This window comes from Gorillibacterium sp. CAU 1737, assembly GCF_039888655.1.
Classification (GTDB): Bacteria; Bacillota; Bacilli; order Paenibacillales; family NBRC-103111; genus Gorillibacterium.
This window is the reverse complement of record NZ_JBDQQO010000008.1, coordinates 146083-172503: the sequence shown is the minus strand read 5'-3', so window position 1 is coordinate 172503 and position 26421 is coordinate 146083. Positions and strand designations below refer to the sequence as shown.

Genomic DNA, 26421 nt, shown 5'->3' with positions numbered 1-26421 from the left:
AGGTCGAGAGAAGGGGGCCTCCTGTCCCTCGAACTTCCAATTTAGTCTTCACGACAAAAGCCGCTTGTATCCCCTCTGCGCACGGTTTCTCGGTCTTCCGTCCCTCTCTTTCCCGTGGTCAATTTTGGGATTTGTAACCTTCCCATATCATGCTATAATAAGTAGATGTTTTCACGTTCGCTTCTTCCACTTTACGGGAATGAGGGGTAACATGGACAACCGTTCTGCCTCTGCGCACGTTACGCTGCGCGAAGCTTCGCCTGATGAACAACCGCGTGAGAAGCTGATGGATCGGGGACCCGATTCCCTCAGCAATGCGGAGCTGCTGGCTATCCTGCTTCGAACGGGGACAACCCGGGAGACCGCAGTAGCGCTTGCCAGCCGCATTCTGCGTGAAGCCGGTTCCTTGCGCCGTCTCGTGGACATGAGCGTGGAGCAGCTGACGCAGATCAAGGGGATCGGCCCGGTCAAGGCCGTTCAGATCAAGGCGAGCATTGAGCTCGGCAAGCGCTTGTCCCGCTCCTCCATCCGCGACGAGGTTGTCATTCGCTCGCCGAAGGATGTGGCGGACTTCCTCATGGAGGACATGAGGTATTTGCAGAAGGAGCATTTCGTCTGTCTGTTTCTCAACACCAAAAACCGCGTGATTGCACAGGAAACGCTCTCCATGGGCAGCCTGAACGCCTCGATCGTGCACCCACGAGAGGTCTTTCTCGCTGCGATCAAACGAAGCAGCGCCTCCCTGATTTGTGTCCATAACCATCCAAGCGGCGATCCGACGCCGAGCCCGGAAGACATCGAGCTTACCGCCAGGCTGAAGGAAGCGGGAGAGATCATCGGCATCGATGTTCTCGACCACATCGTCCTTGGAGACCACCGCTATGTCAGTTTGAAGGAAAAAGGGTACATGTAATATAATGAGATCAGCATTCGCCTGAAGAGGCGCGAAGGGAGCTTACTGTAATGTTTTCTACGAAAGACCTCGGAATCGATCTGGGTACAGCCAATACCCTTGTATATGCAAAAGGAAAAGGAATTGTCGTGAGGGAGCCCTCGGTTGTCGCCCTCCGTACGGATACGAAAACCATTGAAGCCGTTGGGGAAGCCGCCAAGAAGATGATCGGACGGACCCCGGGCAACATTCGCGCCGTCCGCCCCATGAAGGACGGCGTGATTGCCGATTTTGAGACCACGGCGATCATGATCAAGTACTTTATCCGCCAAGCGCAAAAGCAGCGCGGCTTGTTCAGCCGTCTGCCGCATGTCATGGTCTGCGTTCCTTCTGGCATCACGGCGGTCGAGAAGCGCGCGGTGGAAGATGCCACCAAGCAAGCAGGCGCTCGCGAAGCCTTCACCATCGAAGAGCCGTTTGCTGCGGCCATCGGAGCGGACCTGCCGGTCTGGGAGCCGACGGGAAGCATGGTTGTCGACATCGGCGGCGGTACGACGGAAGTAGCGGTCATCTCCCTGGGCGGAATCGTAACCTGCAAGTCGATCCGCATCGCGGGCGATGAAATGGATGAAGCGATCACGCAGTACATCAAGCGGATGTACAACCTCATGATCGGGGAGCGCACGGCGGAACAGATGAAGATCGAGGTCGGCTCCGCCCTCCCGATGGAGAAGAGCGAAACCATCGAAATTCGCGGCCGCGACCTCGTGACCGGCCTTCCGAAGACGATGACCATCACCTCGGATGAAGTCACCGAGGCATTGTCCGATACGGTCAACTCCATCGTGGACGCGGTTAAGGTAACGCTGGAGAAGTGCCCGCCGGAGCTTGCGGCCGATATCATGGACCGCGGCATCGTGCTCACGGGCGGCGGGGGCTTGCTGCGCAACCTGGATAAGCTTCTGTCTCGCGAAACCGGAATGCCTGTCATGGTAGCCGACAATCCGCTTGACTGTGTTGCAATCGGGACGGGCCGCGCACTCGACAACATCCACCTGTTCAAGGGCAAAGGCAGCAACTCCACAAAATCCAGACTCTAAGGGTGAACCGCAGGCAGCCGCAGCAGCGGAATTTCAATAGAGGGTGACCGTTTTGTACAAGCTTATGGGGAACAAGAAGCTGCTCGTGCTCATGGTCTCCCTGATCATCTTCATCGCCCTGTTCGGGATGACCCTGTCGGGGTCCAGGGAGAACGCCACCCCTCCAGAGCGGTTTGTTCGGGATAATGTGGCATGGGCACAGACGCTCTTTAACCGTCCGGCACGATTTATGGCGGACTTGGTTCAAGATATTCGTGATATCCGCACCATGTATGCGGAGAATAAAGCCCTTCGGCTCACCTTGACTCAGTATTCGCGGGATACCATGAAGCTGAATGAGCTGGAGGCGCAAAACCTGCGCCTCAAGGATCTTCTCGGCTTTACAGAGAAGCAGAAGGCGGCTAACAATTACCGGTATCACCCCGCCGAAGTCATCGCCTACAGCTCCGATCCGTACAGCAAGGTCATTACCGTGAATGTAGGCGCTCGCGATGGCGTGAAGAAGGACATGGCGGTTATTTCCATCGACGGGCTTGTCGGCCGCGTCATCGATGCCTCCGACTTTACCTCGAATGTTCAGCTGCTTACGGCTATCGATTCCGTAAGCGCTACGAACAGCGAATCCGATAAAGAGTCAGCCTCGACTCCAACGAAGGGAATTTCCGCGACGGTAAAGGGCAAGGAATCGGATTCCTTTGGCGTTGTCTCCTACGACCCGGAGACGGGGATGCTGATCATGTCCAAGATCAGCCCGAGCGATCCGATTGCAGAGGGCGACACCATCATTACCTCCGGGATCGGAGGAGTCTTTCCTAAGGGCATCGTGATCGGGACGGTCAAGTCCAAGGAAGTGGACAAGCTCGGTCTGAACTATATCGCTTATGTGCAACCGGCTGCGGATTTCATCCATCTCCGGGAAGTCCTCATTGTTGAGAAGCCGGAGTAAGGAGGTACCATGCGGCGAAGTTTGCTCGTCAGCATCATGATGCTGATCTTCTTGATCGAGGGGACGTGGATGAATTGGCTCATCCCCGTCGATTGGCAATCTCGTATTCTCGTTTCCCCTCATCTTGTCCTGATCGTGATCCTATTTATAGGGATTTACTGGAATCGGCATTACGGCCTTTTCTTCGGACTTGGATTCGGCCTTCTGCACGATGTTGTGTTTTATGGGCCAATGATCGGAACTTTCTGTCTGGGCTATGGACTCGTCGGATATATGGCGGGTCTGATGCCTTTTCGCAACGAGAGAAACATCCTGACGACTCTCTTTATTGTCGCAGCAGGTATCTTTGGATTTGAATGGCTGATCTACGGGATTTATCGCCTCATGAATGTCATTCATACCCCGCCTGACTGGTCGTTTCTCCGTCACATTTTTCCCAGTATTGTAACCAATCTGCTGTTGGCGCTCGTCTTCTACATTCCACTGCGCAAGCTGATGGAACGGGTACGGGCACCCCAGCGGGTGAAGGAGCAGGAATGAACAAGCCAACGAAAGGCAAACCGCCGAAGGATACGCCTCCCACCGGGAATGGTGCTGCGCGCCATCATGTGACGATCAAGGGCGTGAAGGATGGGCTGATCTTTCAGTTGGACGATGCATGCCGCTATACGGAACTGATTGAGGAGCTTCGCCACAAGCTGAGCAAAACCCATGATCAGATCCTAAGCGGCCCGCCCATCCACATTCAGGTTCGACTAGGAACCCGCCGGATCAACGAAGCGGAGAAAACCGAAATTCTTGAGATCATCGGGAGTCGGCAAAACCTGCTCGTCCAATCCATGGAGACGGACCCCGAGGTTCCAAAGCCGACGGACCCGATGAGCGAGCTTCAGGTTATTCACGGAGTGGTGCGCTCCGGTCAGACGATCGAGCATGACGGCAATCTCATGCTCCTGGGTGATGTGAACCCCGGCGGCACCATTCTCGCAGCAGGCGACATTTACGTGCTCGGCTCCCTGCGCGGGATGGCGCATGCCGGCCACCTTGGGAAGGCATCCGCTATCGTGGCCGCGTCTCATATGCGGCCTACTCAGCTTCGAATCGCCGGGATCATCAGCCGTCCTCCTGATGAGTGGGGAGTCGACAAAGATGCTTATATGGAATTCGCGTACATTCGAGATGACGCGATGGTCATTGATAAAATCAACCAGCTGCATCGGCTGAGGCCGGATGCGAAGTATATGCTGTTGAAGGGGGAGTGAGCCTGTGGGAGAGGCGATCGTGGTCACTTCGGGCAAAGGCGGCGTCGGCAAGACGACGACTTCTGCCAACGTTGGTACGGCACTTGCCCTCATGGGCAAAAAGGTCTGCATGGTCGATACGGATATCGGCCTGCGAAACCTCGATGTCGTCATGGGATTGGAAAACCGAATCATTTACGACCTTGTCGATGTGGTGGAGGGCCGCTGCCGTCTGCAGCAGGCTCTGATCAAGGACAAGCGCTTCGACGAGCTCTATCTGTTGCCTGCGGCACAAACCAAGGACAAGAACGCCGTATCTCCGGAGAGTGTCCGCACCATCGTCCTGGAGTTGAAGCAGGAATTTGATTATGTGGTGATCGATTGCCCGGCGGGCATCGAGCAGGGCTTCCGAAATGCGGTAGCAGGCGCAGACAAGGCGATCGTTGTGACGACGCCTGAGAACGCAGCGGTGCGGGATGCCGACCGCATCATCGGCTTATTGGAAAAGGAGAAGCAAATCGAATCTCCCAAGCTGATCATCAACCGCATACGGCCGAACATGGTCAAGAACGGGGATATGCTCGGCATTGACGACATCTGCCAGGTGCTGGCTATCGACTTGCTCGGCATCGTGCCGGATGATGAGTATGTGATCAAAGCGGCGAATTCCGGCGAACCGACGGTCATGAATCCGGGCTCGCGCGCTGCGATTGCCTATCGGAACGTGGCTCGTCGCATTCTGGGAGATACGGTGCCCCTCATCTCCTTGAACGAGAAGCCGGGCGTCATGACCAAAGTGAAGAAATTCTTCGGGATCGGGTAACGGCTATGACGTTGCTTAACAAGCTGAAGCGGCTTGACTGGACGATCCTGTTTATCCTTCTCCTGTTCATGATTGCCGGGACACTCATCATCCATAGTGCGACCGTGGATAGTCCGCTGCTTCAAAACAAGAAGCTTCCCGAGAAAAATGTCATGTTCTTTGGATTGGGCTTCATCATGATGATCGGCGCTTCGCTCATCAACTATCGATACTTGATGAAATATTCGTGGCTCCTATACGGCTTTACCATCCTTCTGCTTATCGGCATATACCCCTTCGGCACTCCGCTGAACAACGCTTTGGGCTGGTATGATCTCAAGGTAGCTACGTTCCAACCGGCTGAGCTGGCAAAGGTGGTCGTGATCGTCACCATTGCAGCCTTTCTCGTGAAGCGGCAAGGAGCCTCGTTGACCTTTCTCCGGGATGTTGTGCCCATGGCTTTGATCGGAGGCATTCCCTTCGCCATCATCATGTCTTACCCGGACCTGGGCAATGCGGTCATCCTTCTCGTCGTCATGCTAGGCTTGTATTGGGTAGGGAACATCAAGCTCAAACATGTGCTGATCGGCGTCACGTCCATTGCGCTTGTGGTTGGCGGGTTCTTCTACCTGTTCAAGAATTATCACGAGCCGGTGGCAAAGGTCATGACCAGCATGAACGGCGGTCACTGGGTGAAGCGGATCGACACCTTCCTGAATCCGGATGATCAAGACAAGTCGCAGGGACAGAATTATCAATTCCTGAATTCCAAGCGAGCCATCGGTTCCGGCGGATTGACGGGTGACGGCTACCTCAAAGGAAAAATGGTGCACGGGAACAGCATTCCCTATGCCTATACCGACACCGTCTTCGCTGTGGTTGCCGAGGAATTCGGCTTCCTGGGCTCCGCTGTCCTGCTCATGTCATACTTCGTCTTGTTATACCGAATGATCATGATCGCCTTGGAGACCCGAGAGCTTGGCGGCAAGTACTTGATCATCGGCATTGTCTCCTTCTTCGTCTTCCAGATCTTCCAGCATGTTGGCATGTTGATGGGGCTGATGCCGCTCACGGGGATCACTCTGCCCTTCATCAGCTATGGCGGAACATCGCTGCTGATCTACCTCATCTCCGTCGGACTGGTCCTAAACGTTCGCATTCACCAGGATGTGACGTTGGACGAGGAAGATCCGATGGCTTCGTAACTACGATAGGAATGCCGCACCGGTAATCGGTGCGGCTTTTTTAGAAGGGAGATCCGATTATGAACGAACTTTCCATTGTTCATTATTGCCATCCGAATTGTTCCCCTCTGAACAGCATCACAAGAATGTCTAAATCAGACGCTTTTGCTAAGGCAAAAGAATTATCGGATTCACACAGCGGAACGGCATTTGGTCGATTTGCGGATTTTGACCATTACTATCCGAAACGAATTGAAACGGAAGAATGGCTCTATCACGGGTTCCTGAAGCTGGGAGGGCAACCGGAAACGAAGCATCCGTTGTATTTTGTTTTGCAGGGTAACGATTTCTTATTCCATTGGTTTGATAAAGGAGAAATCGTCACCATACCGCTCCATCGCATAAGCCCTGCGCACATTAGCTTTACGTTTGGCGACAGTATGGCAAAGTTCGATACAAGGGAGAGAAGAGACCCCTTTGGAAAAGAACAGCTCATGGAGCTCCTTCATGATTTTCATGGAGATGTCGATTTGTTTCTAGGCAGTGTGAAAGAACAGTACAACTACATAGAAGTACAGCTTTGGAGCGATGTATACGTAGAAGAATGGTTGGGCCGCATGGCAGAGTGACTTCCTGATTTCAATAATATTTACAGAATGTCCCTCTTGGTTTATTCTTTCCTAGAGACATTGGAAGAGTACATACAAGAAACGGGGCGTATTAAAGTTGAAATGGGCAAAGTTCAGCAAGAAGGCTTCGCTATTTTTCCTCTCTATCGCATTGGCAGCATCTATTCCGCTCGAGTCGGTAATCGCAGCCGGGTCCAAACCCCTTTACAGCCAGGTCGAAACGGGAGCGTATGCTACAGCCGTCCTCAAGACCGACGGGACGCTCGCCATGTGGGGATCCGGTTTTGACGGCGGGTTAGGCAATGGCGTAGAGGGCAACGGGTACAATGCCAAAGTGGGCAACACCAATCAGTGGAAGCAAGTTAGCGTTGGGGAAAGCCATGTCATTGCCATTAAGAAAGATGGGACGATGTGGGGTTGGGGCTTTAACGATGTGAATCAATTGGGGCTCACCGGGAAAACCATTCGAAAGCCGACCCAGATTGGAAAAAGCCGCAAATGGAAAAGCGTTTCGACCCGATATGGCCATTCCGCTGCCATTGCAGAGGACGGTACGCTGTGGGCATGGGGAGCCAATTGGAACGGGCAGCTCGGCATCGGCTCCAAAGGTAATCAAAAAGCACCGGTTCAAGTGGGCCGGGATAAGGACTGGGCTCAGGTTTATACAGCCTCGTTTCATACGACGGCGATCAAAAAAGACGGGACGATGTACGCCTGGGGAACCGGCTCAGCCGGCCGCCTGGGAACGGGGAATGAAAAGGATCAATGGAAGCCGGTCAAGATCGGTGCTTTTAAATGGAAGTCGATCTCGGTCGGAAGCCTGCATACGCTTGCCATCAAGGAGGACGGCAGCCTGTGGGGCTGGGGCTATAATGGGTATAGGCAGATGGGCAATGGCAACAACAAGGATCTTTTGAAGCCCGTGCAGATCGGCAAGACGAAGGATTGGGTATCGGTTATGGCATTCGGCTTCAAGAGCTACGGCGTTAAAAAAGACGGCTCGCTCTGGGTATGGGGCGACGTCATGCCCGAAGTCTACAAGTCGATCGATCAGGCGTATCCGAAGCGCGTTGGCACCGGCAATGATTGGGCATCTATAGCCAGAAGCTCCACCGACGAAAAAGGGCATGTGATGGTCCTAAAGAAGGACGGAACCCTATGGGGCATGGGATACAATTACAATGGGCAGATCAAGCTCGGTAAACCGGACGATGAGCCTGCTTTGGAGCCGATCGCCATCTTTCCGACCGAATCAACCAAGAAATAAGAGTCAGGTATCCATGATCATAGGAATAGGAACAGCAGGCGGTCCATCGGACCGTCTGTTCTTTTGTTCATGGAAGGGGGACGGGCTTCATAGGATATACAAACTAGCCTGTACACGGGGAGGGAGAGGCCGTGAGGAGATCAAGCAGCCCGGATCGGTCTGGCGAAGGACGGAATGTGCGGTCCTATGGAAAGCGGAAGGAGAACGAAGGTCACGAGGAGAGAAGCCTCCGAGAGCAATGGGATGGCTGGGGGGGCATTTGGGAAGACAAAGCGGCACGCGAACGCTCGTCGTGGACGGACGATGATGATCGGAGGGCTGTCCCCATTCAGGAGCGCCTTCGAACGAACCTTTTGCAAGAGGAAGGGTATCCGGACATGGAGGAGCGAGTGGAACTAGACCCGGAACAGCTCTGGAGGGAAAAGGAGAAGAGTCTGTTTCGTCCCGGAGCGGGCAGTCTTTGGCATGACGATGGCAGAGGACCAGACCGGGAAAAGGGAGGGGTGCTTCGCACCCTGCGGCTCCAGCTTGCTGCAAGCTTGTTATTGTTCGGGGGAATTTGGGCGGTCTTTCATACGCCAGCTTCTCAGGCGGAACCAGCGCGGCATTGGGTAAGGCAGGTAATGACCTCGGAATGGAACTTTACAGCGGTATCCGACTGGTATGTTCGTCAATTTGGAACGCTGCCCTCGTTTCTCCCTGCTTTCCACGAGGAGCAAAAGGCCACAGAAGCAGCCACTAACCGTACGGAGCCGCTTGTGTTGCCGGTTCAAGGGGCTTTGACGAATGAGTTTAGCAGCTCTTCTCCTTGGGTGGAGCTGACAGCTCCGGTTGGAGCAGGCGTCTCCGCGATCGATGCGGGCCTCGTGATCTATACAGGGAATGAGGGAGAGCAGGGGACGATTACTCTGCAGCATACCGGTGGATTGGAATCGACCTATATAGGGCTGGAAGGCGTTCCACTCAAGAAGGGAGATTGGGTAAAGCGCGGGGAGGTCATCGGCCGAATGGAGCGCGATCCGTCCACGGGACAAGGCCTCCTTCGGTTTTCCATTCGGAAGGACAGCCAGTATGTGGATCCTGTGGAGTGGGTTCCTTTTGATTAAATGGGGAGGGACCGTCTACCGACTTCATCCGCTGTTCGTTCTGATGATGCTCTTGTCCGCCTTGACCGGCTACTTCCTGGAACTGCTCACCTTGTTTGGCGTGGTGCTCATTCATGAGCTTGGGCATGTGGCTGCGGCGCGCTCCTTTGGCTGGAGGATTCGGGAGGTCCGGCTGCTGCCCTTCGGAGGCGTAGCCATTACCGATGAAGGGGGGAACGTTCCCTCCCGTGAGGAACTGATCGTCGCCTTGTGCGGCCCCCTGCAGAACGCGCTCCTGATGGGATTCGCTCTCGCCATGCAGGGGATGGGCTTGGGCGATGGGAACTGGTGGGATTATTTCTTTCGAGCAAACCTGGTGATTGCCTTATTCAACCTGCTTCCGATCTACCCCCTTGATGGAGGAAAGGTGCTGTTTGTCCTCCTGGGTCAGTTTGTTCCGTATCATCGGGTCTTGGTCCTTGGAACGCGTCTCAGTCTAGGCTTGAGTGCGCTTCTTACGATAGGAGCGGCCGTTCCCGGTATGACGGGCGGGCTTAATCTTAATATGCTTGCGGTAGGACTCTTTCTTTTGGTGACGAATTGGGTCGGGTCCCGTCAGATTCTTTTTCATTTCTATCGATACCTGATGGGGAAACAAGCCTCAATGCAGAGGGAGGGAGCCGGCCGTTATCGGCCGATTCGACGGCTCGATGTCGGCCATAAAAGCACGCTGCTCGAAACCTCCAAGCTGTTCATGCGGGATTATCACCACCTCATCTGCATCCGCGGCTCCCAAGGAGGGCTTGAACGGGTGGTGCCGGAGCAAGCGCTGCTCCAGGTGTTCTTTGACGGCCAGAAAACCGACCGTGCGGTTTCCGAGGTGTTCCTGTAGAATAAGGAGAGTTCAGCATGGAGGCGAAGCCATGAAAAAGCTAGTCGTACAATGGGAGCGGGGAGTCAGTCGGGTTGCTCTCGTCGAGGACGGCAGGCTCTCGGAATTCTACCTGGAGGGGCCGGAGGAGAAGGATCGCGCAGGAAATGTATTCAAGGGGCGGGTCGTCAACGTGCTGCCTGGAATGGACGCGGCTTTCGTGGATATCGGGCAAGGCCGCAACGCTTTTCTCTACCGCGATGATCTTCTGCCCGCTCATTACGAGGGGGAAGAAGGGCGGAAGCCTCCAATCGATCAATTGGTCCAGACGGGACAAGAGCTCCTCGTCCAAATCAAGAAGGAAGCCCAGGAGGGCAAGGGGGCCCGGGTGACCACGCGGTTTACCATACCGGGGCGAGCACTCGTGCTGATGCCGGGGGCGAGCTATACGGCGGTATCGCGGCGCATCGAAGGCTCAGAGGAGAAGCATAGGCTGAAGGCCGTCGGGGATCGCTTGCGGCAGGGAACGGATGGCATTATCCTGCGCACGGCAGCCGATGGGGTGAGCGAGGAGCAGCTTGGGCGGGAATGGGCGCTGCTGCTAAACCTGTGGCATACCGCACTTGAAAAAGCGGCTCCCCACGCGGCCCCCTGCCTCGTCTATCGAGATCTCGATTTGATACCACGACTCGTGCGGGATCTGTTTACAGATCGAGTCGATGAGCTGGTTCTGGATGATGCGGAGCTCGCGCAGCACCTTCTTGCGCTTCTGGACAGCATGTCCCCCGAGCTGACCAAGAAAATCGTGATTCACCGGGAGAAGCGTCCGCTGTTCGAGGCCTATTCGATCGAGCGGGAGCTGGAGCGCTCCCTTCGCCGGAAAATCCCGCTTGCGAGCGGAGGATACCTGATCCTGGACAAAACGGAAGCGATGACCGTTATCGATGTCAACACCGGCGGATATACGGGAACGGCTGATCTGGAGGAGACGGTTTATCGGACGAACCTGGAGGCTGCAGAAGAGATTCCCCGTCTCCTGCGCCTTCGCGACAGCGGGGGTATGATCCTGGTCGATTTCATCGACATGAGGCTGGAGGAACATCGGCAGGTGGTGAAGGATAAGCTGGAGGAAGCGTCTCATCGGGACCGAGGGAAGCTGCAGCTTCTCGGTTGGACTCGGCTTGGTCTCTTCGAAATGACACGGCGCAAGCGTCGCCAAGGCTTGGATTCCCTGTTTTTCCAGACGTGTGCGACCTGCGAAGGAACCGGGCGGATCTATCGAGGATTCCCTTGACCTCTTCAAATAGCAAAGCCGCCCTTGACCACGAGGGCGGCTTTGCTTACGTTACACGGTGACTTTTCGTTCCTTGAGAAATGCGGAGGGGCTAAGACGGGAATGGACGGGAAACTCGTTGTTCCTCGGCCTTCTGATGACGGAGCTGCCAGATTTCTTGCAGCAGTCGGGTTTCTTCCTGCTGGTTCCATTCTCGAACCATACCTGAGACAAGGAAGATGTCCACGATCATCCACACCGTGACGGTTAGTGCGCAACCGGCCATGCCGATAATCGACAGGATCAGCATGCCCTCCAGCTCAAGCCCGGCTGCCACCGCCAAGAGGATATAAAAGAAGACAACGCCAATGAACAACGTGAGCTGAGCGGCGGCCGTTCCGTACCTCTTCAGGTAGAAGCGATGAAACCCCAAATGGCCGCCAAGCAGCATCACAAAGCAGAGAGACAGCGACTTTTGCCGGGACCGCATCTCCGAATTGAAGAGCATCAATTCTTGCAGGTCGAGTTCTTCTTTTCTCAGCATGCTTAGAAGCCTGCCTGTGGAGCGCGCTGCGTGCCGAGGATTTGATTCAACAGGTGGAGCTCAAGGTTGCGGTTCTTGTCCTTCACCCAGGTGTGCACGAGGAAGGCGTCGACTATCCACCAGACGAAGGTAATGGCCAGACCGAACAGGGTGAGGGAGAGAATGAGCTGAGCAATGGCCGTCCCGGTTTTGCCCATGTAGAAGCGATGCCCTCCAAAAAGTCGATTCGTAGAAAGTCGTTGCATCGATTTAGTCATTGTGCTATCATAGGTCAGTGTGCTGCAAAACATGCCACAACCGCACGAAACAGGTTTTTGTTAAGAACGGCTTGCGGGCAACCGCTCCGTCACCTGTCCATTAGGCGAGTCTTAGACATGAGGAGGTGCAACCCAATGTACGCAATTATTGAAACCGGCGGCAAGCAATACAAGGTCCAAGAAGGCGATGTGCTCTTCGTGGAAAAGCTGACGGCAGGCGAAGGCGAAGCCGTTACCTTTGATCGCGTTCTGGCCGTTTCCGGCGAAGCAGGACTGACGATCGGCGCTCCGCTCGTATCCGGTGCCAGCGTCTCTGCGAAAGTAGAGAAGCACGGCAAAGGCAAGAAGATCGTTGTATTCAAGTACAAAGCGAAGAAGAACTATCGTCGCAAGCAAGGTCATCGTCAACCGTACACCAAAGTTGTGATCGAAAAGATCCAAGCGTAAGGTCGGGCTGACCATGATTCAGATACGAATTGAACGCAAGCCGGCTACCGGCGCCATCCTCTCTTTTCGGAGCAAGGGACATGCCTCGTATGCAGACCACGGCAGCGATATCGTCTGCTCGGCAGTATCTGCCATTACGGTAGGAACAGTCAACGCAATCGAGAAGCTGACGGGAACGGTCGCAGACGCCCGAATGAAAGATGGCTTTCTGTCCGCCCGCTATTCGCCCGAGCTCTTCGAGCCGGGGAATGTGAAGGGGGAACAGGTCCAGCTATTGCTGGAATCGATGGTGGTCATGTTGAAGGGGATTGAAGAATCCTACGGCAAGTATGTCACCATCAAACAATCCTCGTAAGAAGGAGGTAGACCCAAATGTTGAAACTTGATCTTCAGTTGTTCGCATCCAAAAAAGGGGTAGGTTCCACGAAGAACGGCCGCGACAGCATCGCGAAGCGCCTTGGCGCAAAGCGTGCTGACGGTCAAACGGTAACCGCCGGAAGCATCCTGGTGCGTCAACGCGGAACGAAGATTCACCCGGGTAACAACGTAGGAATCGGTTCCGATGACACCCTGTTCGCTAAGGTGGAAGGCGTTGTGAAATTCGAACGCTGGGGCCGCGATCGCAAAAAAGTGAGCGTCTACCCGGCAGCAGCAGCTCCGGTTGCCGCTTCCGTAGAGCGTTAAGAAACCCATAAACGCCTCGGCTGAAGAGCCGAGGCGTTTTTTGTACCGATGAGCGGCTGCAGCATGAGAGTTGCCTCTTGTTCCCCTTCCGCGCTATGGTATACTTTGGTAAGTGATTGAACGATCTTTACCTATCGGGAGCGTATTTATGAACAAAGGGAAGATGCTGACAGCGGTTCTGGTTGGAGGAATGGCGCTTGCGGTTGGCTTGCCGACTCTCGCGGCCCGGCTTGCGGCTGGCTTTGCGACGGTTATTGCCGTCGGGTGGCTGGCATTCTTCGAAGGCAAGTCGGAACAAAAGAGGCAGGACGAGCGCTTGCTTCGGGTACTCTCCATTTATCGGCATGATTGGATGAATCATATCCAGGTGCTCATGGGGTACATTCGTCTTGGGAAATATGAACGATTAGCCGACTATGTGGGTAAAATAAACGGACAGGTCTACCAAGAGAGCTACCTGGCCAAAATGGGCGTTCCCGAGCTGGCCGTCTACTACTATGAGTTTCGATCGGACAGGCACTCCCTTGAGCTGGAGTTTGAACTCGATCAGGAAATTGCCTTGAATCGGCTGCCCGACCGGGGAACGCGCGCCGCTCGTCTCATTCGAGAAGCGGTGGAGCTCTTCGCTCGGCAAAACCCGGAAGCAAGCGGAGAAACCGGCTCGCTCAGCCTGGCGTTCGACAGCGAGGAAGCCGGTCTCTTGCTGGATTTTGTCTATCGCGGTACCCTTCGGACCGATGCCCATGAGCAGATGGACGCCATTCTAAAAGCCTATCAGCGAGATGGACTTCAAGCCGAGCAGGAATGGAGCGAGGAGGGGGCGACGATCGCCATCCGGCTCCCCTTTTCGGGAGAAATGAGGAGATAACATGTTTGTCGATAAAGCGAAAATCTACGTAAAAGGCGGCGACGGCGGCGACGGCGTTGTGGCGTTCCGCCGGGAAAAGTATGTTCCCGAGGGCGGTCCGGCCGGCGGTGACGGAGGTCGAGGCGGGGATGTAGTCTTTGTCGTCGACGAAGGGCTCCGCACGCTGATGGATTTCCGCTATCAGCGCCACTTTAAGGCGGACCGAGGCATCAAGGGACGCAACAAGAGCATGCACGGTGCGAACGCCGAGCACATGCTCGTCCGGGTTCCGCCGGGAACGCTCATCTACGATGAGGATTCCGGTGAGCTCGTCGCCGACTTGACGCGCCAAGGGCAGCAGGTGGTGGTTGCGAAGGGAGGCCGCGGCGGTCGCGGCAACACTCGCTTCGTCACCACAGCGAATACCGCCCCGGAGATCGCGGAGCGCGGCGAGGAAGGCGAAGAGCGCAACATCATCCTGGAGCTGAAGGTGATGGCAGACGTCGGCCTTGTCGGCTTTCCCAGCGTAGGCAAGTCGACCCTCCTGTCCGTCGTATCCGCCGCTCAGCCCAAGATTGGCGCGTACCACTTCACCACCATTACGCCGAACCTGGGCGTCGTTGACGTAGGGGACGGCCGAAGCTTCGTGATGGCGGACTTGCCCGGCTTGATCGAAGGCGCCCACTCCGGCGTAGGCCTCGGCCATGAGTTCCTCCGGCATGTGGAGCGTACGCGCGTGATCATTCACGTCGTGGACATGTCCGGCTCCGAAGGTCGCGATCCTTACGAGGATTGGGTGAAGATCAACGAAGAGCTCGTTCTCTACAACGAGAAGCTGGCGGAACGCCCGCAGATCGTGGCAGCGAACAAGATGGACATTCCAGAGTCGGAAGAAAACCTGGCTCGATTCCGCGAACAGCTTGAGGAAGCCGGGCGAGGAGACTTGATTGTTCTTCCGATCTCTTCCGCTTCGCGCCAAGGCATTCAGGAGCTCTTGTACAAGGCGGCCGACCAGCTTGATGCCATTCCGGCCGAACCGGTCCTGGAGCCGACGGAGGATGTCGAGGAACGCAAGGTCTACCGGTACAAGCGCAAGGAAGAAGAGGACGACATCGTCATCCGCCGCGAGAACGATGTGTTCATCGTGGAGAGCCCGAGCTTGGAGAGAGTCCTGCGGCGTATGCAGCTGAGTACGCAGGATGCGCTCTATCGCTTCGACCGCATTCTGCGGAACCGCGGGGTAAACGAAGCCCTTCGCAAGAAGGGGGCCCAAGACGGCCACGTCGTACGGATTGGAAACTTCGAGTTCGAGTTTGTGGATCACGAATAAACAAAATAGACCCGGGAAAAGCCGACCAGCGGCTTCTTCTTTGGGTCTTTTTTTGTATCCGAGGACGCTGAACGCTAGATTCGCGCAGGGTCGAGAAGCGGTATCCAATGAACCTCCGGCGGCAGGGCTTCTGTGTGATCGGCGTCCGTCCAGCCGGCGGTTCCTACCCAGGGATAGGGAGAAGGCCCCACACGGAAGTAATGCTCGAGAAGAGAGCGAAAGACGAATGCCATCTCCCGATCCTCCCGGAGGACGTCCTGCTTCGGAATCCAGTGAAGGGTACCTTCCCGCGTATCGGTGAAATCCCTTCTCTCGGTGCGGGAGACATAGAAGAATTGCTGGCGCAGCTCATCGTCTTTTCGACGGAGAAGGATGTATTGGAGATGAATGTCCTGCAGATCTCTCGGGGGAAAGCCAGTCTCCTCCTCCGTTTCCCGAAGACAGGCGGCTTGCGGGTCCTTAAGCTCATTCGGGTCGAGATGTCCGCCTACCGCCGCCCACATGCCGGGAAGGAACTCGCGCTCCGCCGCCCTTTTCATAAGAAGGAGATCATCTCCGTGAAAAATTAGGTTTACCGCCATCAGGCGAAGCTTCATGCGCCTTGCCTCCTTGTCAATGTCGACACCATCTATGGTTCCAACGTTCAAATCTTTCTGTAGCATAATGGGTTTTTGCCTGTTGCCGCAAGCCCGTTGTCACCCTGCCAAGAAAAAGAGATTGCACCTCACGGGTGCCTTCCGCTATAATGTCCACTAAACATAAACAAGAGTCTCTTCGAGGAGGACGCCATGCCGGTGGAATCACAAGGAAAAGAAAGGTACTACTTGGTGAAGGAAGAGATTTTGCCCGAGGCGCTTTTGAAGACCATCCAGGCGAAGGAGCTTCTGGTCCGTGGGAAAGTCAAGACGGTCGGGGAAGCGGTTGACCAAGTGTCCCTCAGCCGCAGCGCCTTTTACAAGTATAAGGACGGCATTCATTCGCTCAGCCAACTGGAACGGGAAAACCTCGTTACCCTGTCGCTTCTTCTGGAGCATCGCTCGGGAATCCTGTCTCGGGTTCTCAGCATGATCGCGGGCCGCGAGGCCAATGTCCTCACTATTCACCAATCCATTCCCTTGCAGGGGATGGCCAATGCGGTTTTGACCGCAGATATTTCGTATATGAAGGGCGAGCTGGATGACCTGCTGGCTGCCGTTCGGGAGATTGATGGAGTGAAGGGAACCGCCGTGATCGGAAGAGGGTAAGGCGAGTCTCTGCGAAATAGCTGCTTGAATGCTGGATACGACCAAAGGGGGAGGAAGCGCTTCATGAAACCGATAAAAGTAGGGATGCTCGGACTGGGAACGGTGGGAACGGGTGTGGTGCGCATCGTGGAGGGCCACCAGGAAGACCTGGTGAGGCAAATTGGGACAGCCGTGGAGATCAGCCGCATTCTTGTGAATGATGTCACGAAGAATCGGTCGATCTCCATTCCTCAGGAGCGGTTGACGGAGAAGGTCGAAGACATTTTGCACGACCCGGATATTGATGTAATCGTGGAGGTCATGGGCGGACTGGAGCCGACGAAGGGGTATGTCATGGAGGCGCTTGCCCAAGGCAAGCACATTGTCACGGCGAACAAGGACCTGCTTGCGCTCTACGGGACCGAGATCATGGCTCAGGCGCATGAGTACAAAAGAGATGTCATGTACGAGGCGAGCGTGGCAGGAGGCATCCCGATTATCCGTACGCTGACGGAGGGCTTCTCGTCGGATCGGATCCTGAAGATTATGGGGATCGTCAACGGGACGACCAACTACATCCTGAGTGCGATGAGCCGAGAAGGCGCCGCATACGCCGACGTGCTCAAAGAGGCTCAGGGGTTGGGCTATGCCGAAGCGGATCCGACCTCGGATGTGGAAGGACTGGACGCCGCTCGGAAAATGACCATTCTGTCGCGCTTGGGCTTCCATGTCAACGTGGAGCTCAGTGACGTGTCGGTGAAGGGAATCAGCAGTGTAACCCGGGAAGACATCGCTTACGGCAAGACGCTTGGCTACGAGGTGAAGCTGCTCGGCATTGCGGAACGAACCGGCGACGGCGTCAGCGTCAGCGTCGAGCCGACGATGGTGAGGTTGAATCATCCTCTCGCCAGCGTCAGCGGCGTGTTTAACGCGGTGTACGTCTTCGGGGAATCGGTGGGGGAGACCATGTTCTACGGCCCGGGAGCCGGCGAGCTGCCGACCGCGACTTCCATCGTAGCGGATCTTGTCACCGTCGCCAAAAACCTGCGTCTCGACGTGAATGGGAGCCAGCTCCCGCTCCGCTATCAGGAGAAAAAGCTTCGGTCGCCGGAGCAGATCGTCTCGAAATACTTCCTGCTCCTCCGGGTGGCCGACCGAGCCGGGGTTTTGGCGAGAATCACCCAGATCTTCGCCGACTACAAGGTCAGCCTGGAATCGGTCTTTCAGCATCCCAATGCCTCGACCTCCCATGCCGAGATTATTGTCATCACCCACAACGCAACCAAGGCGGGCATGCAGCAGGTGCTGGAGGAATTCGGCAAGCTCGATGTGGTTCATGAAATCCGCAGCGTCTACCGGGTGGAAGGGTGATGAAATTCAGCATGAGAAAAGCAGAAGTAGAACCTACCCCGAACGGAATTCGAACCGATGTTACCGCAGTCGTTCAAGTTCCAGCCAGCACCGCTAACCTCGGACCGGGGTTCGATTCGCTCGGCATGGCACTCGATCTCTATGCATGGGTCGCGATGAGCACTGCGGAGGAGACACAGGTCCATTTGCATGGGCAAGAGACGCAGGGACTTCCCAAGGGAGCCGATAATCTCTTGGTCCAGGTGGCACGGAAGGTATTTGAGCGAGCTGGACTACAGGCCCCTGAGCTGGAGGTATCGGTATACAGCGAAATTCCACTCACCAGGGGACTAGGCAGCAGCGCCTCGGCGATCATCGGGGCGTTAGTCGCAGCGAACGAGCTGCTGCTCGATCCCCTTCCTCGTGAAGTGCTGTTCCAGATGGCCTGTGCGATGGAACGCCACCCGGACAACGTGGGGGCATCGCTCTACGGCGGGATTGTCATTGCGTATTGGGACGGGAAGGAGGCACAGCACCTAAAGGTGGTTCCAGAGAGCCATCTGGAGGCGGTTGTCGCCATCCCCGAATTCGAGCTGTCCACCAAGAAGGCGCGAGGTGTGCTTCCAGAAGCTCTGCCCATGCGGGATGCCGTCTTCAACATCGGCCATTCCAACGTTCTGGTGGCGGCTCTCTGCCAAGGGCGGTATGACCTCATTCGCAGCGCCATGAAGGACAAGCTTCATCAGCCGTACCGGGCTCCTCTTATTCCTGGAATGGAGGAGGTTCTGGCCGGAGCGGCCGATCACGGTGCGCTCGGAGCGGCTTTGTCTGGAGCCGGTCCCACGCTGATCGCCCTTGTCGATACTCGTGAGAACCGAATGGATGAGCTCTCCGCCTTTCTATCCGAAACGATGGGGAAGCACGGTATTCGCGTGACGATTCGGCGGCTCGCGCCCAGCGCGGAGGGCGTTCGCTTGTTGACTCTTCAAGGGGATCATCGTACATTTAGAGAAATCGTTCGGAAGGAGCAAGTGCAGTGAAGAGAATTGCCGTTTTGGGACCGCCGGGCACGGTGACCGACGAGTCGGCCCGTCATTTTTTCCGGGAGCGGGAAGAAGACTTTGAGTTCGTCCCCTACAAACAAATCGCAGACGTCTTCCGGGCTACCCATAACGGTGAAACGGATTGGAGCGTCGTTCCGATCGAAAATGCGATCGACGGCTCGGTCAGCCTTCATATGGATTACCTCATTCATGAAAATCAGCTGCCCATTCAGGCGGAATGGATCTACCCGTCCGTCCAGAATTTGATCGGTCGGCGACCGGCTCGTGAAGCGAAGAATGAACCGGTCGGTGAACTTGCGAAAGGGGAAACCGGAGCGGACAACGCTCCCTATGCGGAAGTGACGAAGGTCATTTCCATTCCCGTCGCAATCGCCCAATGCCGCAAGTTCTTGAATGCGGAGCTTCCCCACGTAGAGATGGAGCATGTGACCAGTACGGCGGAAGGGGTTCGTTTGGTCAGCATAAGCGAGGACCCGACCGTTGCTGCCATCGGCACGCGGCTTGCAGCCAAGCGATACGGACTGGATATTCTTGCATCGAACATCACGGATCATCAGAACAATTTTACGCGCTTTGTCCTGATCGGCGAGGAGCACCCTTCCTGGCTGATCCGTGACCAGCAAAAGACGACGCTGATCGTGACGCTGCCCGAAGACTTCCCCGGCGCGCTTCATCAGGTACTAGCTACCTTCGCTTGGCGGAGGATCAACTTAAGCAAGATTGAATCCCGTCCGACCAAGCTGAAGCTGGGCAACTATTACTTCTACATCGACGTGGAGGCATCGCTCGATTCCGTGCTGCTGCAAGCAGCGCTCTCGGAGATCGAGGCCCTTCGCTGTCAGGTGCGTGTGATGGGTTCTTACCCTACCTTTGCCTATGAACCGGAAGAGGGGATCGCTGCTCGGTCATGATGGGTTTAGGCTTCTGAAGAACGGATGGTTGTTTTCGTCCGCTTTGCGGTGTGCCGTGTTCTCTCGCGAAATTGGCGGGGGGACACGGCTTTTTTCGTTCGGCAAGCCGCTTGGGTCAAGCCGAAGCCGCCTGATCTTTCATCCACAGCCTATTTTCGGAGAACGGGCAACGCATTTCCCAAATCAGGGTTGTCCTCCCTTGCTTGTAGACGGGCTTTAGGCAAAGACCTATGGATTTTTTTACACGCAGGATGTCAAATGCCCAGTTCCCCGCATAGACTGTAATGAAAATCTGGGCAGGAACCCGTAAGCACGCTGGACCGAACGCGCCGGCCTCCGCCTGCAAGCTGACCTTTCGTCCATAACCGAAGGAGGGAACTGTATTGAAAATCCATGTGGTGAAAGCCGGGGATACGCTGTTTGAGCTGGCCAAAAAATACAACGTGAACCTCGACAAGCTCATCGCTGCGAATCCAGGGCTGGCCGATCCCGGTAAACTCGAGATCGGCATGAAGATCAAAATTCCGTCGGGGTCTGTCCCGATCACGCCGGAAGGGATGTACGCTCACACGGTGAAACAGGGAGATACGATGTGGAAGCTGTCGAAGGCAACGGGAGTTCCTTTGAAGACGCTGATCGACGCGAACCCACATATCACCAATCCCAACATTCTGATGACCAATCAGATCGTCCATATTCCGAAGCATAGCGGGGCGAACGGAACGGTGGCTGCGACGGCAACGGGCACAAACCCGAAGGCGAACACCGCGCCGATCGCAGGCGTTACGCCGAAGGCAAACACGGCCCCGGTGGCGGAGACGCCGAAGGCAAACACGGCCCCGGTGGCAGAGACGCCGAAGGCAAACACAGCACCGGTGGCAGAGACGCCGAAGGCAAACACGGCCCCGGTGGTGGAGACGCCGAAGGCAAACACGGCCCCGGTGGCAGAGACGCCGAAGGCGAAGCCCGCTCCGGTGGTTGAGACGCCGAAGGCGAAGCCCGCTCCGGTGGCGGAAGCGCCGAAGGCGAATGTAGCCCCGGTGGTAGAGGCGCCGAAGGCGAATGTGGCCCCGGTGCTGGAAGCGCCGAAGGCGAACGTGGCGCCCGCCGTCCAAAAACCGGCCTCCAGCAAACCCGTATCCAGCCCGGCGGCGACTTCAACGAAGCCAACCTCAGCCCTTAAACCGTCGCAGCAAACATTCCCCGGCAAGGAAACCATGGGCATCTATCATTCCGAGCAGCTCTTCATGCAGATGCAGATTCCAGCCGTAGAGGCGTTCACGGACGCCAACTCGGCACCTGCGGTTGCAGGCTCCTCCTATAAGCAAGGAAACAGCTCCTTCTCCCCATACAGTTCCCCCTCCCCGATCTCCTACTCGGCAGACCAGACTCCGGACCCAAGCTTGTTTGCCGCCTCCCAGCCGACTGCTCCTTATACCGCTTCAGGCGGCTGCGGCTGCCAGCCGAACACGCCGCTTGCCCCGTATGGGTATTTCCAAGGGGATGGAGGATCACCTCAAGGCTTCTACCCTTGGCTGCAAGAGAACAGCGTAATGCCTCAAGCTAACACGATGCTCTCGCCGTATGCGACGGGCGGCACGGAGAATGCGATGTTCTCGCCGTATGCCACAGGTGGCACGGAGAATGCGATGTTCTCGCCGTATGCCACAGGCGGCACGGAGAACGCGATGCTCTCGCCGTATGCCACAGGCGGCACGGAGAACGCGATGCTCTCGCCGTATGCCACAGGCGGCACGGAGAACGCGATGTTCTCGCCGTATGCCACAGGCGGCACGGAGAACGCAATGCTCTCCCCGTATGCCATGGGCGGCACGGAGAACGCGATGCTCTCGCCGTATGCCACAGGCGGCACGGAAAATGCGATGTTCTCGCCGTATGCCACGGGCGGCACGGAGAACGCGATGCTCTCCCCGTATGCCACAGGTGGCACGGAGAACGCGATGCTCTCCCCGTATGCCACAGGTGGCACGGAGAACGCGATGCTCTCGCCGTATGCCACAGGCGGCACGGAGAACGCGATGCTCTCTCCGTATGCCACAGGTGGCACAGAGAACGCGATGTTCTCCCCGTATGCCACGGGCGGCAAGGAAAACTCCGCGTTCTCGCCCTATTCCGCCGGCATGGGGAACTCCCCTTTGTCCATGAGTTATCCGCAATATGTGGCACAAAGCTTGCAGCTGCAGGCTAACAACGCTTATCCAGGCTACTCACCCTTGCAGGCTGGTGTTGAGAATGCAGCCTTCCAACCCTATGCTGCTGACCACAGCAAGCCGGAGCTGGCGCAACAGGCCGAGGCTAAGCCGGGATTTGGGGCATCGTATGGCCCCCGCTATCCGCAAGCAGGATGGGGAGGCACGTCTGCATGGCCGCTTCCAGGTTACCCGGCTGGCGGAGGTTTGTTCCCGTCAGGAGTTCCAGGCGTTTATAACCCGGCAGCTGGTCCGATTCCCTATCCCTCCGGAATGTATGGAAGCGTAGGGGCGGCTCAACCGTATCGTAATGAGGAGGAAACCGGATCCTCCCCTTCGTTGAGCGAGGAAGGCGGCGAAAGCAAATCCGTTCGATCCAAGGGAAGCAGCAAGAAGAGCCGCTCCTCCAAAGTAACGCTCCATTCCCTGCCTCGCAAAAACAGTAAGAAGATCGTAAAGCCCGTTCAACGAAACAATCCGTGGATTAACGATTACGTGTAACGGCTTCCGGCCGACTGTGTGAATCCCAACGCATCGATTCGCATACGATCCCCTTCTTCCGGGAAAAGCTAAAGAAAACACCGGAAGAAGGGGATTTGCCATGCGGTTGTCCAGCTGGATGAAAAAACTGAAAAAACAGCTCCGGTCCCGCAAGCGTCGCATTTCGCTGGCTGCGATCATCCTCCTCAGCCTGTCCGTCGCAGGTCAAGCTGTTGATGTGCAGGCCCAAGCAAAGGATCGAACGGCTAACCAAAGTCAGGCAGGGGGAGCATCATTTCCGTTATGCACGGGAGGACTATGCCCCATTTTGACCAAGACTGTGCTTCCTTCTCTGAACCCCATGAAGGGGAAGCACGAGGAGGGGGCCCTGCAAGCCATTGAGACGATGGTGCAAGGCGTTGAAGCCCGGCAATCTTTTCACAGACGGGTTTATGTATGCGGAGAGGAATTGCAGGCGCTCGGTCCCATGACCAAACGGGACCTGATGCTCTACGCGACCCGGTTCCCGCAAGCTTCTGCTTCCTTGACGGCAGACGGGCAAGTGATGTTCACGGAGGAGATCGAGGATCTGTCACCCGGCTGCAAGGAGAATGCTTTTTTTGGCATGGACGCGGGCGGCAACCTTACCTTGTATGACGGGGTTCCGGAGGATCAGAAGGTGATTCGCACCTTTTTTCAATTAAATGTGGAGGACCTGAGGAGCAGTCTGCCGGCTGATGCGTGGGACGAGCTCCATACGGGGATTCGCGTCCGGGATCTAGAGGAGTTTCAGAGCGTGCTCTCGACGTTCAGCGATTACATGGCTGTGAGCGTGCCGGCGGTGTCAACAAAACCTTAATCAGCTTTAATGCATGTAGGACCTCAAGCTCCATTTCGCGATGGAGCTTTTTTTGCGTTCCTGGACGCCTGACAAACACTTCCGCACGAAGGGATTGGGATGTCCATCAAGGGGTGAATCTGTTATAATGAGGGATACATATGTTCGCTTTACGGATGGGAGAGAAGGGCTTTGCGTATATTGGGGATCGACCCGGGCATCGCGATTGTCGGATTCGGGTTCATTGATAAGCAAGGAAGTCGGCTCACACCGGTGCAATATGGAAGCATCCAGACCAAGGCTCACACCGATCCGGGCGAGCGGCTGAAGGATGTCTACGAATCCGTGGTCCATCTGATTGACAAATACCAGCCGGAAGCGCTCGCTATTGAAAAGCTATTCTTCAATCGCAACGTCACGACGGCATTTACGGTGGCGGAATCGCGGGGAGTGACCATTCTCGCTGCGGTGCAAAAGGGGCTTACCGTCGCAGAGTATACCCCGATGCAGGTGAAACAGGCGATCGTGGGATACGGCAAGGCGGAGAAAAAGCAGGTGCAGGAGATGACCCGGATGTTCCTGAATCTCGCTCAGGTGCCGAAGCCGGACGATGTGGCTGACGCGCTGGCGATTGCCATCTGCCATGCCCATTCCTCGGTGCTGACCGAAAAAATAAACGGGGTGCTCAAACGATGATTGACTATCTAAAGGGAACGCTGGCTCACCGCGAATCGGATTACGTCGTGGTCGATGTGAACGGCGTCGGCTACCGAGTGTTTTGTGCCAATCCTTACGGCATTGAACCGGGCGATGATTCACGAGTAACGCTGTTCATTCATTATCATGTCCGCGAGGATGCTGTACTGCTCTTTGGCTTCTCCAGCCGCGAGGAGCAAGCGCTGTTCCGCAAGCTGCTCGACGTAAGCGGCGTGGGCCCGCGGGTAGCCCTCGGCATCTTGTCCGCTGGACAACCGTCCGCGATCATTGCTGCGATCTATCAGGAAGACCTGACGTTCCTTACCCGTTTGCCCGGCATCGGCAAAAAAACCGCACAGCGGATCGTGCTTGATCTGAAGGACAAACTGGCCGACCTATCTCCAGGCGGGTTGGAGACGCTTGCCGTCTCCGCGGTTCCGCAAGGTAAATCGACCGCTGGACCTTGGGGCGAGGCGAAGCAGGCGCTGATGGCGCTCGGGTATACCGAAGCCGAAGTGGACCGGATTCGTCCGGTCGTTCAGCAGTCCGTAACAGGCAGCGAGACGGTGGATGCCCTGATCAAGCTTGCGCTCACGGCGCTGTTCAAGGGCTAATCCCCGAAGGAAGGAGGCAGATTCAAGATGATGGAAGACCGGATCATTTCCGCCAACCTGATGATGGAAGATCAGGGGATGGAGCTGAGCCTTCGACCGCGTTACCTGGGAGAGTATATCGGCCAGCAGCAGGCGAAGGATAACTTAAAAATCTACATCGAAGCCGCTAAGCAGCGGAAGGAAGCGCTCGACCACGTGCTCTTGTACGGGCCTCCCGGACTTGGCAAAACCACGCTGTCCAACATTATCGCCAACGAGCTCGGCGTAAACGTTCGGACAACCTCCGGTCCGGCGATCGAACGCCCTGGCGATCTCGCTGCGATTCTCACGAACCTGCAGAGCGGGGACGTGCTGTTTATTGACGAAGTCCACCGCCTTCACCGTACGGTGGAGGAGGTTTTATACCCGGCGATGGAGGACTTTGCCCTCGACATCATCATTGGCAAAGGGCCTAGCGCCCGTTCCGTTCGGCTCGATCTCCCGCCCTTTACGCTCATCGGAGCGACAACCCGGGCGGGACTGCTCTCGGCACCGTTACGCGATCGCTTCGGTGTCGTCTGCCGCCTCGAATACTACACGAACGATGAACTGGAGTTCATCGTCAGCCGATCAGCGGATATCCTGCAGGTAGAGATTGTGGGCGAAGCGGCCCGCGAGATCGGCATGCGTTCGCGGGGAACGCCCCGGATCGCCAACCGTCTGCTCAAGCGGGTTCGCGACTTTGCTCAAGTCGTGGGAGACGGCATCATCACCCTCGATATCGCGCAGAGCGCCCTCAAGCAGATGCAGGTGGACCAGTTGGGCCTCGACCAGATCGACCACAAGATGCTGCGCTCGATTATCCTCAACTTTAAGGGCGGCCCGGTCGGCCTTGATACCATCGCCGCCACCATCGGCGAGGAGAGCCAAACGATCGAGGACGTCTACGAGCCGTACTTGCTCCAGATCGGCTTCCTGCAGCGCACGCCGCGGGGCCGGACGGTTACCCCGCTTGCTTACCAGCACCTTGGCCTGAAACCGCCGGCTCCTCCGGGAAGCCAAGCGACATGGGAACTCTGACGCTGTTGTATGACGGTCGCTGCCGGCTCTGCCTCACGACGGTCGATGCGTTGTCGAAGCTCCGCCTGAAGGCAGAGCTGCGGATGATTCCGCTGCAGCAGGCAACGGATGAGGAGCTGCCCGCAGGAATCCGCCGCGAAGAGCTCCTCACCGAGCTGCACGTGGTGGATGGGTCCGGCCAGCTTTACCGCGGAGCGGATGCCATCGCCCGTATCCTGCGGGAAGCGCGAGGCCTCGGCTGGCTGGCCGGGCTCAGCCGCTTGCCGCTTCTGCGGCCGCTCGTCCGTGCGAGCTACCGCTACATCGCGAAGCACCGCTACCGCCTGTTCGGGACGGTTGACGATTGCGAGGACGGCTCCTGCCGGATCCATGCTGCTCCTGACTCGAAGAACGTGAAGCGCCGCAAGCAGCGCTAAAGTGGAATGGCCCGAGATCGCCCAACCCGAAGAGAGCTTTTCCGGGTTGGGCGTTTCCTTTTCACGGGTTCGCCAGCATTCGCCAGCTAAATTCTGCAACTTTTGCGGTCCGTCAGAGTCTAATGATGGGGGGCGCTGGATAAGGCTCCCTCTTGACTCTT

The 26421-nt window shown here is 56.5% G+C and carries 30 protein-coding genes and 1 other annotated feature; of the genes, 27 read left to right on the top strand and 3 right to left on the bottom strand.

The annotated features are described in order from the left end of the window. The first annotated feature begins 211 nt into the window (after positions 1–211). The 12 genes from radC to AAFN83_RS17095 all read left to right on the top strand — a co-directional run bounded on the left by radC (position 212) and on the right by AAFN83_RS17095 (position 11311). Entirely contained in the window at positions 212–913 is a 702-nt protein-coding gene (gene radC, locus AAFN83_RS17150) for a RadC family protein (RefSeq protein WP_347771543.1), read from the top strand. Between the two features lie 50 nt (positions 914–963). Further along, entirely contained in the window at positions 964–1992 is a 1029-nt protein-coding gene (locus AAFN83_RS17145; RefSeq protein WP_347771541.1) for a rod shape-determining protein, read from the top strand. Positions 1993–2035: 43 nt separating this feature from the next. Next, the gene (gene mreC / locus AAFN83_RS17140; protein ID WP_347771539.1) at positions 2036–2938 is read left to right on the top strand and encodes a rod shape-determining protein MreC; all 903 of its coding nucleotides are present in this window, start codon (positions 2036–2038) and stop codon (positions 2936–2938) included. Positions 2939–2947: 9 nt separating this feature from the next. After that, the gene (gene mreD / locus AAFN83_RS17135) at positions 2948–3478 is read left to right on the top strand and encodes a rod shape-determining protein MreD (RefSeq protein ID WP_347771537.1); all 531 of its coding nucleotides are present in this window, start codon (positions 2948–2950) and stop codon (positions 3476–3478) included. Continuing rightward, positions 3475–4200, top strand: coding sequence for a septum site-determining protein MinC (gene minC / locus AAFN83_RS17130; RefSeq protein WP_347771535.1), 726 nt, complete (start codon positions 3475–3477; stop codon positions 4198–4200). Before mreD ends, minC begins: the two co-directional genes overlap by 4 nt. Before the next feature lie 4 nt (positions 4201–4204). Next, entirely contained in the window at positions 4205–5002 is a 798-nt protein-coding gene (gene minD / locus AAFN83_RS17125) for a septum site-determining protein MinD (protein WP_347771533.1), read from the top strand. A gap of 5 nt (positions 5003–5007) precedes the next feature. Then, on the top strand, positions 5008–6186 hold the full coding sequence (locus AAFN83_RS17120; protein ID WP_347771531.1) for an FtsW/RodA/SpoVE family cell cycle protein: 1179 nt from the start codon (positions 5008–5010) through the stop codon (positions 6184–6186). Positions 6187–6245: 59 nt separating this feature from the next. Then, entirely contained in the window at positions 6246–6794 is a 549-nt protein-coding gene (locus AAFN83_RS17115) for a hypothetical protein (RefSeq protein WP_347771529.1), read from the top strand. 97 nt (positions 6795–6891) lie between these two features. After that, on the top strand, positions 6892–8061 hold the full coding sequence (locus AAFN83_RS17110) for an RCC1 domain-containing protein (RefSeq protein WP_347771527.1): 1170 nt from the start codon (positions 6892–6894) through the stop codon (positions 8059–8061). Between the two features lie 131 nt (positions 8062–8192). Beyond that, entirely contained in the window at positions 8193–9167 is a 975-nt protein-coding gene (locus AAFN83_RS17105; protein ID WP_347771525.1) for a peptidoglycan DD-metalloendopeptidase family protein, read from the top strand. Then, positions 9160–10038 carry a M50 family metallopeptidase gene (locus AAFN83_RS17100; RefSeq protein ID WP_347771523.1) on the top strand — a complete coding sequence of 293 codons (879 nt, stop codon included), beginning with the start codon at positions 9160–9162 and terminating at the stop codon, positions 10036–10038. The genes AAFN83_RS17105 and AAFN83_RS17100 overlap by 8 nt, the downstream gene beginning before the upstream one ends. A 31-nt stretch (positions 10039–10069) precedes the next feature. Continuing rightward, positions 10070–11311, top strand: a complete 1242-nt coding sequence (locus AAFN83_RS17095; protein WP_347771521.1) for an Rne/Rng family ribonuclease — start codon at positions 10070–10072, stop codon at positions 11309–11311. A gap of 91 nt (positions 11312–11402) precedes the next feature. On the opposite strand, the gene AAFN83_RS17090 is transcribed toward AAFN83_RS17095, so the two are convergent. Further along, a complete protein-coding gene (locus tag AAFN83_RS17090) occupies positions 11403–11834 on the bottom strand; it encodes an NINE protein (protein WP_347771519.1) in 432 nt (143 codons plus the stop codon). A 2-nt stretch (positions 11835–11836) separates the two neighbouring features. After that, a complete protein-coding gene (locus AAFN83_RS17085; RefSeq protein WP_347771611.1) occupies positions 11837–12079 on the bottom strand; it encodes an NINE protein in 243 nt (80 codons plus the stop codon). 40 nt (positions 12080–12119) lie between these two features. Next, positions 12120–12213, top strand: a sequence feature (ribosomal protein L21 leader region). Positions 12214–12226: 13 nt separating this feature from the next. Between AAFN83_RS17085 and rplU the strand changes: the two genes are divergently transcribed. The 5 genes from rplU to obgE all read left to right on the top strand — a co-directional run bounded on the left by rplU (position 12227) and on the right by obgE (position 15399). Then, positions 12227–12538 (top strand): 50S ribosomal protein L21, encoded by a 312-nt coding sequence (gene rplU, locus AAFN83_RS17080; protein ID WP_347771517.1) that lies wholly within the window; start codon positions 12227–12229, stop codon positions 12536–12538. 13 nt (positions 12539–12551) lie between these two features. Further along, entirely contained in the window at positions 12552–12893 is a 342-nt protein-coding gene (locus AAFN83_RS17075; RefSeq protein ID WP_347771515.1) for a ribosomal-processing cysteine protease Prp, read from the top strand. 17 nt (positions 12894–12910) lie between these two features. Next, positions 12911–13222: a 50S ribosomal protein L27 gene (gene rpmA, locus AAFN83_RS17070; protein ID WP_347771513.1), complete on the top strand. Its 312-nt coding sequence runs from the start codon at positions 12911–12913 to the stop codon at positions 13220–13222. Positions 13223–13370: 148 nt separating this feature from the next. Beyond that, positions 13371–14090 (top strand): Spo0B domain-containing protein, encoded by a 720-nt coding sequence (locus tag AAFN83_RS17065; RefSeq protein WP_347771511.1) that lies wholly within the window; start codon positions 13371–13373, stop codon positions 14088–14090. A gap of 1 nt (position 14091) precedes the next feature. Continuing rightward, on the top strand, positions 14092–15399 hold the full coding sequence (gene obgE, locus AAFN83_RS17060) for a GTPase ObgE (protein WP_347771509.1): 1308 nt from the start codon (positions 14092–14094) through the stop codon (positions 15397–15399). 74 nt (positions 15400–15473) lie between these two features. Here the strand turns inward: obgE and AAFN83_RS17055 are convergent, their stop codons facing one another. Continuing rightward, entirely contained in the window at positions 15474–15995 is a 522-nt protein-coding gene (locus tag AAFN83_RS17055) for an NUDIX domain-containing protein (RefSeq protein ID WP_347771507.1), read from the bottom strand. Between the two features lie 192 nt (positions 15996–16187). On the opposite strand from AAFN83_RS17055, the gene AAFN83_RS17050 reads away from it, so the two are divergent. From AAFN83_RS17050 to AAFN83_RS17005, 10 genes are all read left to right on the top strand, one after another. Beyond that, on the top strand, positions 16188–16643 hold the full coding sequence (locus AAFN83_RS17050; RefSeq protein ID WP_347771505.1) for an ACT domain-containing protein: 456 nt from the start codon (positions 16188–16190) through the stop codon (positions 16641–16643). A 63-nt stretch (positions 16644–16706) separates the two neighbouring features. Next, positions 16707–17993, top strand: coding sequence for a homoserine dehydrogenase (locus AAFN83_RS17045; RefSeq protein ID WP_347771503.1), 1287 nt, complete (start codon positions 16707–16709; stop codon positions 17991–17993). 11 nt (positions 17994–18004) lie between these two features. Next, positions 18005–19012, top strand: a complete 1008-nt coding sequence (gene thrB / locus AAFN83_RS17040; protein ID WP_347771609.1) for a homoserine kinase — start codon at positions 18005–18007, stop codon at positions 19010–19012. After that, on the top strand, positions 19009–19947 hold the full coding sequence (gene pheA, locus AAFN83_RS17035; protein WP_347771501.1) for a prephenate dehydratase: 939 nt from the start codon (positions 19009–19011) through the stop codon (positions 19945–19947). Before thrB ends, pheA begins: the two co-directional genes overlap by 4 nt. Positions 19948–20330: 383 nt before the next feature. Next, positions 20331–22658 carry a LysM peptidoglycan-binding domain-containing protein gene (locus AAFN83_RS17030; RefSeq protein ID WP_347771499.1) on the top strand — a complete coding sequence of 776 codons (2328 nt, stop codon included), beginning with the start codon at positions 20331–20333 and terminating at the stop codon, positions 22656–22658. A gap of 100 nt (positions 22659–22758) precedes the next feature. Next, on the top strand, positions 22759–23496 hold the full coding sequence (locus tag AAFN83_RS17025; protein WP_347771497.1) for a BofC C-terminal domain-containing protein: 738 nt from the start codon (positions 22759–22761) through the stop codon (positions 23494–23496). 171 nt (positions 23497–23667) lie between these two features. Further along, complete coding sequence (gene ruvC, locus AAFN83_RS17020) at positions 23668–24171, top strand: crossover junction endodeoxyribonuclease RuvC (RefSeq protein ID WP_347771495.1); 504 nt, start codon at positions 23668–23670, stop codon at positions 24169–24171. Beyond that, entirely contained in the window at positions 24168–24785 is a 618-nt protein-coding gene (ruvA, locus tag AAFN83_RS17015) for a Holliday junction branch migration protein RuvA (RefSeq protein WP_347771493.1), read from the top strand. Before ruvC ends, ruvA begins: the two co-directional genes overlap by 4 nt. Before the next feature lie 30 nt (positions 24786–24815). Beyond that, a complete protein-coding gene (gene ruvB / locus AAFN83_RS17010) occupies positions 24816–25844 on the top strand; it encodes a Holliday junction branch migration DNA helicase RuvB (protein ID WP_347771607.1) in 1029 nt (342 codons plus the stop codon). After that, a complete protein-coding gene (locus AAFN83_RS17005; RefSeq protein ID WP_347771491.1) occupies positions 25832–26260 on the top strand; it encodes a thiol-disulfide oxidoreductase DCC family protein in 429 nt (142 codons plus the stop codon). The genes ruvB and AAFN83_RS17005 overlap by 13 nt, the downstream gene beginning before the upstream one ends. The last annotated feature ends 161 nt before the right edge of the window (positions 26261–26421 follow it).